Below are 14,589 nucleotides of genomic sequence, written 5' to 3'. Positions count from 1 at the left end.
GTCGGGAGGGCGCCCCTGTTTCTGTTAGAGGTTCAAGCCACCGATGGCGGTATATTTGGTGTCCAGATAGTCATCAATTCCCTGATGTCCGCCCTCTTTGCCAAGGCCGCTTTCTTTCAGACCGCCGAATGGCGCTTCAACCGTGGTGATGATCCCCTCGTTGATCCCGATCAGACCGTACTCAAGCTTTTCATTAAGACGGAAGGCGCGGCCAAGATCCTGAGTATAGGCGTAGGCTGCAAGTCCGAACTCTGTGTCATTAGCTCTAGCGATAACCTCTTCTTCCGTGTTGAATTTGAAAATCGGTGCAATCGGGCCGAAGATTTCTTCCCTGGTGAGTTGCATGATGTCGTTCGCCTCCGCAATGATGGTAGGCGCATAGAACTGGCCTCCAAGAGCATGGCGCTTGCCACCCGTTACCACTCTGCCACCTTTTGCCTCGGCATCTTTCATCAGGTCTTCCATCTTGGAAATGGCAGCTGTGTCTATGAGCGGGCCTTGTTGTGTGCCGTCTTCAAGCCCGTTGCCAACCTTTAATGCCTCCGTTGCCGCCTTCAGTTTGGCAAGGAAGGCGTCATAAATGCCTTCTTGAACATAGAAGCGGTTGGTGCAAACACAGGTTTGGCCTGAATTGCGGAACTTGGACGCAATCGCCCCTTCAACTGCCCGATCTACATCCGCATCATCAAAGACAATGAATGGTGCGTTGCCTCCCAGCTCCATGGAAATCTTCTTCACCGTGTCAGCGGACTGACGAATAAGGGTCTTTCCCACCTCCGTAGAGCCGGTGAAGGTGACCTTTTTCACCAGTGGGTTGGACATGATCTCGCCACCAATCTCGCGAGCCGAGCCGGTGAGAATGTTGACTGCACCAGCGGGGAAGCCAGCATCTTCCGCCAAAACACCCCATGCAAGCGCAGAGTATGGGGTTACTGTGGCCGGCTTGACCACCACCGTGCAGCCCGCGGCCAGTGTTGGACCAAGCTTGCGCGCGAGCATGGAGCTTGGGAAGTTCCAGGGAGTGATGGCCCCCACCACACCTGTTGGGTGCTTTGTTACCAGCAGACGGCGATCTTGGACAGGAGAGGGAACAATCTCGCCATAGGTTCGGCGGATCTCTTCTGCGTACCAAAGGACATAGGCGGCGCCGATGGCGATCTCGCCCTTCGCCTCTGCGAGAGGTTTGCCTTGTTCTGTCGTCAATAGCTCTGCAAGGGATTGCTGATGATCCATCAGCGCATCATGCAGATGGCGCAGCATGACTGAACGTTCATTGGCTGTGGTTTCGCGGTAGCTCTCAAACGCGCGCTGGGCAGCTGCAATGGCGCGATACGTCTCTGCGGCACCACACTTGGGGACATGACCAATCACTTCGCCGGTTGCTGGATTTTCTACTGCGATTGTAGCGCCATCGTCGGCACTTACCCATTCGCCGCCAATGAGGTTGGCCTGTCGCATGAACCTTGAATAATCAGCCATTTCTTGTCCCTAGAGAAGATGAGGTGGTTTCTGTCGAGGCGCAGTGTGTCCTAGGATTGCACCTTGTGTTGGTTTCGCAGCCTAGCAGAAGAGCTAAGGGATACCACTCATACTTGGTAGGGTGGAGCTTCAAGTGAAAGTGTGGCCATAAAGAAATGGCACCTCGTTAGGCGCCATTTCCAGAAAACGGGGGCGTGAATTAGCTTTCAGCCGCAGCGAGTAGTGAAGCGTTGCCTCCTGCCGCTGTGGTATCAACGCACAAGTGCCTCTCAAGGGCGTAGCGTTCGGGTTGACCGCGCTCACAGATCAGCGGGAGCAGGGCACCGTCGCGCTCGGCAAGGGCATTGCGCATCTCCTTGAGTTCAGCAAGCTCTGCGAAGCTGGCTACAGCGTGAACGTGCTCCACTTTGCTAAGCGATGCCGCAGAGAGGTGGCCATCGAGTGCAGCCGAGGGCGCACCAAGTCTTGTTAGCTCTGCTGAAAGCTCTGATGCCAACTCACCTACCAATACGACCGCATTGCCTGACGCGAGGGCGCAGATGGCCTGTTCTTCCAAGGCTTCTCGATCAGGGCCCAGACACAGGATAGTGCCACGCGGCGCGCTGGAGAGTTTGTTGGTTTCACCCGTTGGCCCCGGCATGATGAAGACTTGGGTCATTTCGGCTTCATCAATCAGCTCACGATGTGCAGGAAATGCAGCCGCAAGTTTGTTGAAGCGGTCCGGATCGGTCCAGGTTCTTTGACCAATCTCATTCAGCATTTGTTGCAGAGAGGCGCTGCCAACAATCGGTAACTCCTCTCTAAGCCGGATTGCTGCAAGTTTTGGCTCAACGAGGCGTGCCACATAGTGTGGTCCGCCAGCTTTAGGACCGGTTCCCGACAGGCCTTCGCCACCGAAGGGCTGAGAGCCCACAATGGCACCAATCTGGTTGCGGTTCACATAAATGTTGCCTGTTTTTACCCGGTCCACAATGTGCTGAACGCGGCTATCAATTCTGGTGTGAAGGCCGAAGGTGAGGCCGAAGCCCTTTCCGTTGATGTCGTTGATGACTTTATCGACCTGATCGGCCTTGAAGGTAGCCACATGCAGAACCGGGCCGAAGATTTCTTCTTCCAGCTCTTCAATGCCTGTAAGCTTGATAACCGTTGGGGAGACAAAGTATCCGCCCTCAGGTTTCTTCAGGGTCTTCAGAACGCGGCCTTTCTCGGCCCACTTGGCGCAGTGCGCTTCAATTTTATTCTGCGACGGAACGTCTATGACAGGCCCAACGTCAACACTCAAAGACCAAGGGTTTCCAAGTTCCAGTTCATCCATAGCACCGAACAGCATGGTGAGGAAGCGGTCTGCGACATCCTCTTGAACATAAAGCATGCGCAGTGCGGAACAACGTTGGCCAGCGCTCTGGAAGCTTGAGGTGATGATGTCTCGGATGGCTTGTTCAGGAAGTGCGGTTGAATCGACGATCATCGCATTAAGGCCGCCGGTTTCAGCAATCAGTGGTGCGGCTGGAGACAGGTTTTGCGCCATGGCTTTGTTGATGGTTTGCGCCGTTGCCGTGGAGCCAGTGAAGGAAACACCCGAGATGCGTGGGTCCTTTGTGAGTGCGGCTCCAACATCGGAGCCACCACCCGGGAGCAGCTGAACGGCTGCCTTCGGAATGCCTGCCTCATGCATGAGGCGTACACCCACTGCGGCAATCAGAGGTGTGGGTGCTGCCGGTTTTGCTAGGACCGCATTACCGGCGGCAAGAGCCGCGAAAACTTGCCCTGAGAAAATCGCAAGCGGGAAGTTCCATGGAGAGATGCAGGAGATGATCCCACGAGCCGCGATCTTGCCTCGCTCTTCCTCAAGGCGCAGTGCTTCCTGGGCGTAGTAGCGGGCAAAATCTACTGCTTCTCGCAATTCGTTGATTGCGTCCATGTAGCTCTTGCCTGCTTCACGGGTCAGAACGGCAAAGATTTCATAGGCATGTTCTTCATAGAGGTTTGCGGTTTTGTTGAGCAATTCTGCACGCTTGGCAACGGGCAAGGCAGCCCACTCTTGCGCTCCGGCTTCTGCGGCTGTGAGAGCCTTGGAGATATCGTTGGCTGAAGCGTTGCGAACGGTGCCCACCACATCTGTGAGGTCGGCGGGGTTCAGAATGTCCTTGGGGCTGGTTCCTTCTACTGGCGCAGCGATAAGGGGCTCACAGGTCCATCGTTTGTCTTTGAAGTCATTAAGTTCAATGAGGTATTCATCCATTGCCAAAGGATCACTGAGGTCCCAACCACGTGAGTTCTTGCGGTGCGGGCCAAAAAGGCGCGGAGCAGTGGCGATGCGATCATTGTATATAGGCAAACTGGTGGTTTCGAAGTGCTCAATCGGGTCCTCTGCAATGGTTTCTGGCGAGATGGCCTCATTGCGGATCTGATTGACGAAGGACGAGTTTGCACCGTTCTCCAGGAGGCGGCGAACCAGATATGCCAGCAGGTCTTTGTGCGCACCGACGGGAGCATAGATGCGGCAGCGGGTGTCGTGCGCCTGCATGGTAATGTCGTGGAGCGCCTCACCCATTCCATGTAGCCGTTGAAACTCGAAGGACGACTTTGGCAAGGCCTTGGACATTTCCAAAATGGTGGCCACGCTATGGGCGTTGTGGGTTGCAAACTGCGGGTAAATCCGATCCGTCATTGCGAGCAGCTTTTGTGCGCAAGCAGCGTAGGATATGTCGGTGTTGTTCTTGCGAGTGAAGACCGGGAAGCCCTCAAGACCCATCGTTTGCGCGCGCTTGATCTCCGAATCCCAATAGGCTCCTTTCACCAGTCGCACCATGATCTTACGGTCATGTTTTGTAGCGAGCTCGTAGAGCCAATCGATCACGAGACCGCAGCGTTGTCCGAAGGCCTGCACCACGACGCCGAAGCCATCCCAGCCTTCAAGTGCTGGATCTGATAGCACTTGCTCAATTACATCAAGGGATAGGTCCAACCGATCTGCTTCTTCTGCATCGATGTTAAAGCCCATACCCGCATCGCGCGCGAGTTTGGCAAGCGACAAAGTTCGGGGCACTAGCTCCTGCAGAACGCGCGTTTTCTTGGCAAACTCATATCGCGGATGAAGGGCTGAGAGCTTGACTGAAATGCCGGGGTTTTCGCGGATTTCTGAGGAGGTGCAAGCCTTTGCGATCTCTCCAATGGCGTCGGCGTAGGCCTTGTGATAGCGCTTTGCATCCTCTTCAGTCAGAGCTGCTTCACCTAGCATGTCATAGGAATAAGTGAAGCCCTTGTCTTCATAGGTTCGGGCGTTTTTGCGGGCTTCTTCAATTGAACGGCCAAGAACAAACTGGCGACCAAGTTCTTTCATCGCCTGCGAAACGGCTTTTCGTACAACCGGTTCGCCGAGCCGCTTTACCATGCCATGGAGCGCGCCAGCTATGCCTTGATTGTCTGAAGACAGCACCTTGCCTGTAAGCAGCAAGGCCCATGTTGAGGCGTTTACGAGAGACGAGGTCGAGCGCCCCAGATGTTCACCCCATTTGCTGGGTGTGATTTTATCTGCGATCAGCTCATCAATGGTGTCTGTGTCTGGCACACGCAACAATGCTTCTGCAAGACACATGAGCGCGATACCTTCCTGTGTGGACAGGCCATACTGACCGAGGAAGCTCTCCATCATGGTTGGTGAGGTGGTACTCCGCAATTCGCGCACGAGCCTTGTTGCTTCCAGCGATATGGCTTGACGCTCTGTCTCATCCAGCTTGATGGAGGCTGCGAGCGCCCTCACGCAGGTTTCTTCATCTGCCAGATAAGCGTTTCGAATGGCGGTGCGGATGTTTTGCTTCTGCATTGTTGCGACCATCATACTCTCCAATTCATGATCGACTTTGTATTTGCTTGCATACTATCAAAAGGCTCTTGGTCGTATCTCCTCGAATTTGTATGATTAGAAGAAATTAGACCAGATTACGTGCTATCACTAGGTCTTTCGGTGAGTCTGGGAGAGTGTTTTGGGCGAATTGGATAGCTTTGATCGGAAAATCCTTACGGTGCTTCAAGATGACGGGCGTATCACCGTTACGGAGCTGGCAAAGCGGGTCGGGTTGTCCAAGACCCCTTGCCAGTTGCGGATGAAGCGACTTGAAGAAAAGGGGTATATTCTGGGCTATCGTGCAGAGATTGATCCGAGCAAGGTGTCGGCGGGCCACATCGCGTTTGTGCAGGTCAAGCTAAGCGATACGCGCTCGCAGTCGCTTGAAGCATTTAATCGAGCGGCGCGTGGTATCAAGGAAATCGAACAATGCCATATGATCGCCAGCAGCTTCGACTATCTGCTCAAGGTCCGCACCAAGGATATTGCAAGTTATCGGCAAGTGCTTGGTGAGAAGATCTCCGCGATGCCACACGTCGCGCAAACGTCGACTTTCGTTTGTATGGAGCCTGTGAAGGAGCGTGCCACGGTTATCTAGTCGGCTTCTTCCGCAGGTGCCTCTCCATTTACTGTATGAAGCATGTATTTGGAGCCCATGCCGTACTTCAGAAGCTTTTCTTCCAACTGAGGGACATGTACCTCTTCGAAGCCTTTTTTCTGCCAGTAGGAGATCGCTTGGGGGATTGCCGTAATGGCGATCTGCTTGAAGCCTTCTTCTGCGGCGAGGCTGTCGAGCTTATGAAGAATGGCGTGCGCGGCACCAACGCCTTGCACCTGCGCAAGAAGCGCAACGTCGTGGAGATACAGCACATCACTTCCGCCGGGCAGCTTGCCGAAAGTTTCATTGAGCGGCGGAATGTCGTTGAGACGCCATGGATGCGCAATCACGTATCCCAGAACGACGTCTGGCTCTTGCTCGCGAACGAGAACGAAGCATCCGTTGGGATATAGAGCCCGTTTCTCATGAAAGGCGACCGTCTCATCCGGAAGGTGTGGGTAGGCGTGCTGCATGATGGGTGCCAGCTTATCAACTGCGCCCTCGCTCATCGGAATCCAGAGCAAACCATCCATCTCTTATCTCCCATACCGACGCGCGGCTTTGTCTACCATTCCATGAGGTAAGCGATAGACGTGAGGTTGTAGTTCATGCACAAGCAGACCAATGCTTCAGGTCTCTGACGGTGCGCTTCATATTTGCCAGTATAGCTTGTGTCAAAATTCTCGATAGCCCTCGATACGCTTGAGCCAAAGATGAAGAGGTTCCGGTGATGCCGGGAGTAGCTTCATCGGAGGTCCGAGCTGTTTTGGGGAGACTTGATTTGGAAGGCCCCAACCTCGCGAAGAGGTCGGGACCTCAAATCTATCAGTGGAACTTCATGGGGCCAGCATCGTTGGCCACGGTGGTTCCTGCCTCTCCCGCGATGGCTTGCGCCACTTGGTTCAACGTACAGATGACGGCTTTTTTCCCAGTGAGGCGAACAAAAGTCTGGGCGGCTTCTACCTTGGGTCCCATCGACCCCGCAGCAAATCCATACTTGTCTAGTTCTTCCGGAGTTGCAGACTTTATGGCGCGCTGTTCGGGCGTTCCCCAGTCGAGGTAGACAGCGTCTGCATCTGTCGCCATGACAAAGGCATCGGCATCAATCTCCTTGGCAAGCAGACCGGAAGCTCGATCCTTGTCGATGACGCACTCCACGCCAATGAGCTTGTTGTTTTCATCGTACATGGTCGGAATGCCGCCGCCGCCCGCTGCAATCACCAGCACGCCCCGTTCCAACATCCATTTAATCGGGCGCAGCTCGAAAATTCGTTTTGGCAGTGGAGAGGGGACGACACGGCGCCAGCTATCACCATCTTGTTTAAGAGCCCAGCCTTTTTCAGCGGCCAGTTTGTCGGCTTCTTCTTTGGAATAGATCGGCCCAATGTACTTCGTTGGGTCCTGAAAGGCAGGATCTTTGGGATCAACCTCAACCTGAGTCAGGATGGTGGCAAACGGCTTTTCGAAAGGAAGCACGTTGCCAAGCTCCTGTTCGATCATGTAGCCAATCATCCCCACCGTTTCGGCACCCAAGACGTCGAGAGGGTAAGTCTCGACATCCTTGTAGGCAGCGCCTTGCAGGGCCAAGAGGCCTACCTGAGGACCGTTGCCATGGGTGACGACCAGTTCATGGCCGTTGTTCAATGGAGCAAGTGCCTCAGCTGCGATACGCGCGTTTTTTCTCTGGTTTTCGGCGGTCATTGCTTCGCCTCTGCGAAGCAATGCATTTCCGCCAAGCGCTATGACAATACGCATTTTTAGCTTCCAATCGTGGCGACCATAACGGCCTTGATGGTGTGCATGCGGTTTTCGGCTTGTTCGAAAGCGATATTGCGATCAGACTCGAAAACTTCCTCGGTGACTTCCATTGCCGGAAGGCCGAACTTCTGGAAAATCTCCTCACCAACCTTGGTTTCGCGGTTGTGGAACGCAGGTAGGCAATGCATGAACTTTGTGTACGGATTGCCTGTGCCTTCTATGACTGCCTTGTTGACTTGGTAGTCTCTCAGCAGCCTGATGCGGCTTTCCCATATCTCGGCAGACTCTCCCATGGAAAGCCACACGTCAGTGTGGATGAAATCCACGCCTTCCGTGCCAGTTTTTACGTCATCAGTGACCATCACACGGGAGCCGTATTTTTCAGCGGTCTGACGAGCAAACTCCACGATGGATGGATCTGGTTGCAGCTCTTTGGGAGCCACGATCCGGACATCGCAGCCCATCAACGCACCCAGCATAAGCAGGGAGTGCCCCATGTTGTTGCGGGCGTCGCCAAGATAGGCGTAGGAGATTTCACTCCTGGGCTTCTCGGTGTGCTCCATCATGGTCAAGAAGTCAGCCAACATCTGGGTTGGGTGCCACTCATCGGTCAAACCATTATAGACCGGCACACCAGCAAACTCTGCCAGCTCTTCAACTGCTGTTTGAGACTTGCCACGGAATTGAATGGCGTCATACATACGCCCCAGAACTCGAGCGGTGTCCTTCATGGACTCCTTGTGACCGATCTGAGATCCTGATGGATCAAGATAGGTAACATTGGCCCCCTGATCGTGTGCGGCAACTTCAAACGCGCAGCGGGTTCGGGTGGAAGTCTTTTCGAAGATCAGACAGATATTCTTGCCCTTCATGCGCTGCACTTCATTGCCCGTGTATTTGGCGCGCTTGAGGTCTCGGGCCAGATCGAGGAGGTACAGCATTTCGCGCTGTGTGAAGTCCTTGATTTTAAGGTAGCTCCGGCCTTTGAGGTTGAAAGCCATGCTTTTGCTCTCCGTATTACTCGATTAATCTTTCTGATGACTACATGCTGATAGGGTCGCGAATGATTGGGCAGGTCATGCAGTGCCCGCCCCCGCGGCCGCGGCCAAGTTCAGAGCCTTCAATGCCGATAACTTCGACACCGGCCCGCTGAAGCTTCGAATTTGTGTGGGTGTTGCGTCGGTAACCAACAACAACGCCCGGCTCGATACACACAACATTGTTGCCGTCATCCCATTGTTCTCGTTCTTGATCGTACGCGTTACCACCTGTCGTGACCACAGTTAGTTTCTTAATTCCTAGTGCATCTCCAACAACATCAAACAGATGGCCCTTCTCTTGGCGATAATCGACATAGCCATTCTTGCCTTCTGGTCGAATTGAGTAGCATTTGATTTCATCACAGACAGACTGATAGGCGGTGGCTTTATCCCGGTCGATCAGAGTGAAGACCGTGTCGAGGTGCATGGCAGCGCGGCTCTTCGGCATCTGACAGGCGATCACACGCTCTGCTGCCTTGTTGTCGAACAAAGACCGTGCGACTTGGCCCACCGCTTGTGGTGTGGTGCGTTCTCCCATGCCGATCAGGACCACGCCGTTCCCGATTGGCATCACGTCGCCGCCTTCCACGGTGCTCTCGTGGAAATCTTGGTCCGGATTGCCCCACCAGATGTTCACCTTGCCCTTGAAATGAGAATGGAAGCGATAGATCGCCGTTGTGAGGAGGGTTTCATTGCGCCGGGCGGGCCAGTACATGGGATTTACTGTGACGCCGTTGTAAATCCAGCAGGAGGTGTCACGGGTAAACAAGGTGTTTGGTAATGGCGGAATAACGAAGTCCTGGGGCTCTAGTGAGCGGCCAAAAACGCCCTTTGGTTCGAAGCCCAGCTCTCCCCTTGTGATGCCGCCGATCAAGTGTTCCGCCAGAAACTTGGAGGGTTGTTCCATCAACCAGCTGTGCAGGTCTTCGGCCATGCCTGCTCCAACGCGGGTGGGCGTGATCCTGCGGTCCAGTATCCACCTGCGGGCATCGTGGTCATTGAGGGTTTCCTCAAGCAATGTATGCATTTCGAGGACATTGACGCCGCGCTCTTCCATGCGAAGGCGAAAATCGTAGTGGTGCTTTTGGGCCTCTCTGACCCAGAGCACGTCATCGAACAGAAGCTCGTGGCAGTTGCCGGGTGTCAGGCGCATGTGGGCAAGGCCCGGGCGACAGACCATTACTTCTCGAAGCTTACCGACCTCTGAATGTACGCCGAACTTGGACATCATTTACACTCCATAGCTTGAAGGGGTTGCTGGCGTTGACGTGGATTGCACTGGGGAACTGGCCAGTTGATAGCTGCCATGGATCTGCGTCCAGGTTTCAGGCCACATCTGCCCGGTGGTGGCTCCTCTGACCGCACAGTGGGTCAGAGGAAGTTGTTCGTGTGGTACGGTCCAGTCATTGATGCTTCGGTCTAAAATGGTTCTTATTCCGGAGAGTTTCATAGGCCATACCCTTGTTGCTTTTGGTTTCTTGGGGCGGTGCCGTCCTACACGCTTACACTTAGAGCAATGCTGATCATGACGAAGAGCAAGAGGACGAGTGGGATGGCAAACCGCAGCCACTTGTCGTAGGGGACACGGCCAATGGCCAGACCACCCATCACGACTGCAAAGGTAGGGTTGATCAGGTTGAGCAGGCCGCTCGCAGACTGGAACGCCGTGACCACGAGGGAGGCTGACACATCTGAGAAGCTGGCCAAAGGTGCCATGATGGGCATGGACAACACAGCGAGACCTGAAGAGGAGGGCACGAAGAAAGACAGCACCAACTCTAGCCAGAACATTACATTGATGAATGCGATTTGGCTGAGGCCGCTGACAGCCTGCTCAGACCAGAACAGGATCGTGTCTGTGATGGAACCTGCGTCCATGATCACCACGATTCCGCGGGCCACACCGATAATCAATGCGACGCCAAGGAGATCCCGGGCACCATCAATGAAATTGTCGACGAACTCCGCTTCTCCCATGCGAGCAATAATGCCCACCAGAATGGAGGCTGCCAGAAACAGAGCGGACATCTCGCCCATCCACCAGCCTAGCGCTGCCACGCCGTAAATCAGGGCAGCAAAAACAAGCGCAAACACAGTCATGATGATTGCGTGGGTGCGGGTGAATTCCGGAATTTCGTCAATGTTGGAGTTTTGCAGGAAGTGCTGGCGATGTTCTTCGCGCAGATCCGCTACTACGGATGCATCGGGGTTTGCTTTCACCTTGGCAGCGTAGCGCATGACCCAGGCTACACACATTGCCCAGCCAGCAGCCAAGATGATGAAGCGCAATACGATACCATCCGTAAACGGTACACCTGCCGCATTGGAAGCGATTACAGTGGCAAATGGATTGATAGTAGAGCCTAAGGTTCCGATGCCGGCACCAAGCATGATTACTGCAACGCCTGTCACTGAGTCATAGCCCGCCCGGATCATAACAGGGATGATTAGGGCGTAGAAAGCAAGGCTCTCCTCGGCCATTCCGTAGATGGTGCCACCTGCAGCGAAGAATGCCATCAAAATTGGTATCATCAAGTTTTCGCGGCCCTTGAGGGCGGACATCACGCGAGCAATACCTGCATCAATGGCTCCGGTTCTGGTGACAACCATAAGGAATCCGCCAATAACCAGTACGAAAACCGCAACGTCAATTGCGTTAGCGCTGTAGGAAACTGGGTCATACAAACCTGCAATGGGTGCCATGAATACATCAACAATACCCTGCGGGTTAGACTCAACTGTTTGGTAAGTCCCGGGGACCGGTACTTCCTTGCCTAATGCGTCGTTCATCACTCGGTCATACTGCCCCGCGGGAACAACCCACGTGGCGACTGCGACGGCAATGATTAGCCCGAACAAAATCGTGAATGCGGTGGGAAATTTAAGCCTGGACATGGTTTTCCAATTCATCTTGCCGTGGACAAGTACATTCTTACGAATACGTAAGCTTAGTCCTCGGATTACCGTCAAGGCGTTTGTTTTCTTGGAAGTTCCGTTGGGCGAGAAATCGAAGCTATCCGTTCACAATGGATGAAAATACTGCGTCGGTTGCGCGTAGCTACGAGTGGATTCTGTGATATCTCAAGGGATTGGAAACTAAAGTGTCTTTCGGCGCTGAAGTGACCAAAAATTAGTCATTTAAGAAATGTCGAATTGATTAGAGGGCGGAAGCTAATAATTTTTATGGGCTTTTTTCACAAATGTCAGCGCCTAAGTGAAAGTGGGTATGGCAATGGGATAGGTTGTTTTGAGAAAAGGGATAGGTCAGTTTGGCAATTGAAGCTTTCCGATTCAGTCAGTTGAGTCGCCGATTGTTATGCTCCGCCTTTGGTTGGTCAAGTTTTGTGCAACTAAAGATTATATGTAGATTGCCGTATCGTTATGTCAGAGAGAGAAGGAAATCTACGAGTTTTTGCGGATCGTACTTGGATGCGTTCGACTGAGAGGTCAACGGTGCGCTGATAAGTTTCAGTTCGTGCTTCTCCATCAAGTCCAAGTCAAAGTTCGCTGCAAAGCTTTCGTCTGCCAATACGAAGTTCAGAAGTTGCTTTGTCGGCGTATCAGCGCCCGCGTCACGTTTTAACTGATCGATCAGGCGCAAGAGAGCTTCATTGGCGGAGATCCCGTTTAGCTCCGGGTCGGTTCCAAGGCTCGGGATGTAGACCTTTGGGTTGCCGTTTTCCGCTATGGTGCGCCCGACACCTTTCGGTAAGAGGTTCGCCATGAGGGAGCTGTAAAAGCTGCCGGGTGGGTAGCAGATGAGATCAGCTTGACGGACCAGAGCTTGCCGTCGCAGTGGGAACGGCACGTCGACTGGATCGGTGCTTTCAAGCGAGGTCGTGAGAAAAATCTCCTCAATGCGGCTGGTAAGGGGCTCTACCTCTTTACCAGTCATCGCGTGCTGTCCTACGACGACCGAGTGGTCGGAAAGGCGGGCTGCCAGATGAAGTTTCTCATTTGTGGTAACCGTGACGTGGCCTAACGTATTCACGAGCTTGGAGAAAAGGAAAAGAATGGGATCAAGCTCACGGTTGTTGTTCAAGTACCCGCCTGCAAGGATCAGGTTTCCGATGCTTGCGCCATGCAGGTCGAAATCTGCTGGCATAGCGACTGCAAAGTATTGCAGTTGGTTTTGAATGAGGCCGCGCATGGGCATGGGAATGGCGGTGATGAGCGGATGACTTCCGCCGACCAGTCCAGCCAACTCATGGCGTAAGGTGTTCTGCGTGGCGGTTTTCGGAAAGCGGTGTGAGAACAGCTGATAGACTTCAGGATGTCCCAGCAAGCTTTCATCTGCCAATGCCATGAGGCGGCTGCGCACATCACCAATCGCCGGCATGTCAAAGGCTTGACGCAGTGTGGCCGAGCTGCCTCCGCTGTCAAACGGCGTGATCAGGTGTGCACTGTTGTGGGTAAAGTGCTTTAAAACACGGGAAATACCATTCAGAGCAGTGCCTCCGCTGAAGAACAGCAGGTTTGGGCCTAGCTCGGGAAGGCGCTGGTAGCGGCTGATGCGGACTGGATCCGGGATCGTCAGCTGGCGGGTAATCTGCATGTATTTCCTAGGCTTAGATGGTGGCTTGGTGCCGTTTTAGCTCTATTACAGCGCTCTAGCAATTTCTGATGTGGCAGGTAGCGCTCGGCGAAACTCCATTTTGCAACGCTCTTCGATAGCCTGCTAGGAATCTCGATGATAGCTTGCTATAGGGGCGACTTACGCAGTTCAATCTCGATTTAATCTCGAGATAGATTGAAAAAAGGTGGAAGCGCAATGATGAAACTGCGCGATATCCGTAAGCTCATGGTTGAAAACAAGCAACTCCTTGAGGAGGTGTTGATCGTCAGCCGATCGGGCAAGTCTTTCAAGCTTCTATCAAACAACCAGTCCGTTCTTGATGAGCTAAAGGTTCGGCTGCGTAATCTGATTGATCCTTCAATCACGTCGCTTGACGAGCTTCAGGAGATTGTCATCTTTGAAGGCGAGGCGCCTGAACTGCCGTTCTCCCTTCGGCGATGGGATCAGACGCAACAGGAGAGCCTGCGTTTTCGCGATTTCAGGAAGACGCGAGTGATCTTGGACGGCTCCAGCGGCCTTTTCTTTCTGCAAAACCGCAAGTCTTGTGTTGTCCGTGGTGCTTGTTCGGCGCATCTGGATGACATTGAGAAGTTTGTGTGCCAGCAGTTCGCAAACGCCTTTTTGCTCGACGGCGGCGTTATTTGCGATGCGACCTGTATTCGGATTGGAGATCGAGCCTTGGCAATTGCTGGCCCGGACTGGTCTGGGGCAAACAATCTGATCAAGGCCATGCTCGCAGATCCACGCGCCCAGCTGATGACAGAGCACAGCATGTTGCTTACAGGGAAACCAGGTCTGCGGGCGCTTGCGCAGGCGGCGGATTCCTGCTGCATCACGCCTTCGATGGATGGCGAGAACAAGCACAAAAAGGCAAAGAAAAAGAACCGGACAGCAGATAAAGCCCACGAGCTTTTGGTCACGTCGACCAGTGAAGTGCCGCTGACGGCTTTGGTCATGTCGACAAGAACGGACGGGGGTGAGCAGGATATTGAGCTTCGCCGCATCAATCCGTTGGCTCGGCCTGGCCTTATCAATTCACTGATGGTGGAAAGCAGTCCATTTCTTCAAAAAACCGATGGCACCTTCTTAAGCCCCGGCGAAGGGCCTGAAGTACGTAGCTATGTGCAGCAGCTACAAAATGTTGCCTGCTATGAAGCGCGGATTGACGGCTCCTCGTCAGATGTAACGCAGGCCGGTCTGGCTCTGTTGGGATCAGCTGCTTAAGAATGAATAAAATTACTTGTTAGTGCTTATGGGCTTTGCCATCTGCTGACCCCATTTGAAGGGCAAT

10 protein-coding genes are annotated in these 14,589 nt (G+C 53.7%); 2 read left to right on the top strand and 8 right to left on the bottom strand.

The window, feature by feature from the left end:
• Window positions 1-24 precede the first annotated feature (24 nt).
• Window positions 25-1,479 (bottom strand): NAD-dependent succinate-semialdehyde dehydrogenase, encoded by a 1,455-nt coding sequence (locus Q3Y58_RS08140; protein ID WP_319621856.1) that lies wholly within the window; start codon window positions 1,477-1,479, stop codon window positions 25-27.
• Window positions 1,480-1,678: 199 nt separating this feature from the next.
• Window positions 1,679-5,320 carry a bifunctional proline dehydrogenase/L-glutamate gamma-semialdehyde dehydrogenase PutA gene (gene putA / locus Q3Y58_RS08135; RefSeq protein ID WP_461668047.1) on the bottom strand — a complete coding sequence of 1,214 codons (3,642 nt, stop codon included), beginning with the start codon at window positions 5,318-5,320 and terminating at the stop codon, window positions 1,679-1,681.
• Window positions 5,321-5,465: 145 nt separating this feature from the next.
• On the opposite strand from putA, the gene Q3Y58_RS08130 reads away from it, so the two are divergent.
• Window positions 5,466-5,924: an Lrp/AsnC family transcriptional regulator gene (locus Q3Y58_RS08130; RefSeq protein WP_274218927.1), complete on the top strand. Its 459-nt coding sequence runs from the start codon at window positions 5,466-5,468 to the stop codon at window positions 5,922-5,924.
• Here Q3Y58_RS08130 and Q3Y58_RS08125 read toward each other — a convergent pair.
• The 6 genes from Q3Y58_RS08125 to Q3Y58_RS08100 form a co-directional block, all read right to left on the bottom strand.
• The gene (locus Q3Y58_RS08125) at window positions 5,921-6,457 is read right to left on the bottom strand and encodes a GNAT family N-acetyltransferase (protein ID WP_319621854.1); all 537 of its coding nucleotides are present in this window, start codon (window positions 6,455-6,457) and stop codon (window positions 5,921-5,923) included. The genes Q3Y58_RS08130 and Q3Y58_RS08125 overlap by 4 nt on opposite strands.
• Before the next feature lie 292 nt (window positions 6,458-6,749).
• Window positions 6,750-7,679 (bottom strand): carbamate kinase, encoded by a 930-nt coding sequence (gene arcC, locus Q3Y58_RS08120; RefSeq protein ID WP_319621853.1) that lies wholly within the window; start codon window positions 7,677-7,679, stop codon window positions 6,750-6,752.
• A 2-nt stretch (window positions 7,680-7,681) separates the two neighbouring features.
• Window positions 7,682-8,683: an ornithine carbamoyltransferase gene (argF, locus tag Q3Y58_RS08115; protein WP_274218930.1), complete on the bottom strand. Its 1,002-nt coding sequence runs from the start codon at window positions 8,681-8,683 to the stop codon at window positions 7,682-7,684.
• A 40-nt stretch (window positions 8,684-8,723) separates the two neighbouring features.
• The gene (arcA, locus tag Q3Y58_RS08110) at window positions 8,724-9,950 is read right to left on the bottom strand and encodes an arginine deiminase (protein WP_319621882.1); all 1,227 of its coding nucleotides are present in this window, start codon (window positions 9,948-9,950) and stop codon (window positions 8,724-8,726) included.
• Window positions 9,951-10,216: 266 nt separating this feature from the next.
• Window positions 10,217-11,617 (bottom strand): YfcC family protein, encoded by a 1,401-nt coding sequence (locus tag Q3Y58_RS08105; protein ID WP_274218931.1) that lies wholly within the window; start codon window positions 11,615-11,617, stop codon window positions 10,217-10,219.
• Between the two features lie 484 nt (window positions 11,618-12,101).
• Window positions 12,102-13,277, bottom strand: a complete 1,176-nt coding sequence (locus tag Q3Y58_RS08100; RefSeq protein ID WP_319621852.1) for a GAK system CofD-like protein — start codon at window positions 13,275-13,277, stop codon at window positions 12,102-12,104.
• Between the two features lie 216 nt (window positions 13,278-13,493).
• On the opposite strand from Q3Y58_RS08100, the gene Q3Y58_RS08095 reads away from it, so the two are divergent.
• On the top strand, window positions 13,494-14,522 hold the full coding sequence (locus tag Q3Y58_RS08095; protein ID WP_319621851.1) for a hypothetical protein: 1,029 nt from the start codon (window positions 13,494-13,496) through the stop codon (window positions 14,520-14,522).
• The last annotated feature ends 67 nt before the right edge of the window (window positions 14,523-14,589 follow it).

It is taken from the genome of Nesiotobacter zosterae (assembly GCF_033843645.1).
GTDB classification, from domain to species: domain Bacteria; phylum Pseudomonadota; class Alphaproteobacteria; order Rhizobiales; family Stappiaceae; genus Pseudovibrio; species Pseudovibrio zosterae.
This window is presented reverse-complemented; position numbering and strand designations above follow the sequence as displayed.

Excerpts from the sequence above, each read along its gene's own strand:
- arcC (WP_319621853.1), bottom strand. The coding sequence starts at position 7,679 with ATGCGTATTGTCATAGCGCTTGGCGGAAATGCATTGCTTCGCAGAGGC.
- argF (WP_274218930.1), bottom strand. The coding sequence starts at position 8,683 with ATGGCTTTCAACCTCAAAGGCCGGAGCTACCTTAAAATCAAGGACTTC.
- Q3Y58_RS08105 (WP_274218931.1), bottom strand. The coding sequence starts at position 11,617 with ATGTCCAGGCTTAAATTTCCCACCGCATTCACGATTTTGTTCGGGCTA.
- Q3Y58_RS08095 (WP_319621851.1), top strand. The coding sequence starts at position 13,494 with ATGATGAAACTGCGCGATATCCGTAAGCTCATGGTTGAAAACAAGCAA.
- Q3Y58_RS08140 (WP_319621856.1), bottom strand. The coding sequence starts at position 1,479 with ATGGCTGATTATTCAAGGTTCATGCGACAGGCCAACCTCATTGGCGGC.
- arcA (WP_319621882.1), bottom strand. The coding sequence starts at position 9,950 with ATGTCCAAGTTCGGCGTACATTCAGAGGTCGGTAAGCTTCGAGAAGTA.
- Q3Y58_RS08100 (WP_319621852.1), bottom strand. The coding sequence starts at position 13,277 with ATGCAGATTACCCGCCAGCTGACGATCCCGGATCCAGTCCGCATCAGC.
- Q3Y58_RS08125 (WP_319621854.1), bottom strand. The coding sequence starts at position 6,457 with ATGGATGGTTTGCTCTGGATTCCGATGAGCGAGGGCGCAGTTGATAAG.
- putA (WP_461668047.1), bottom strand. The coding sequence starts at position 5,320 with ATGATGGTCGCAACAATGCAGAAGCAAAACATCCGCACCGCCATTCGA.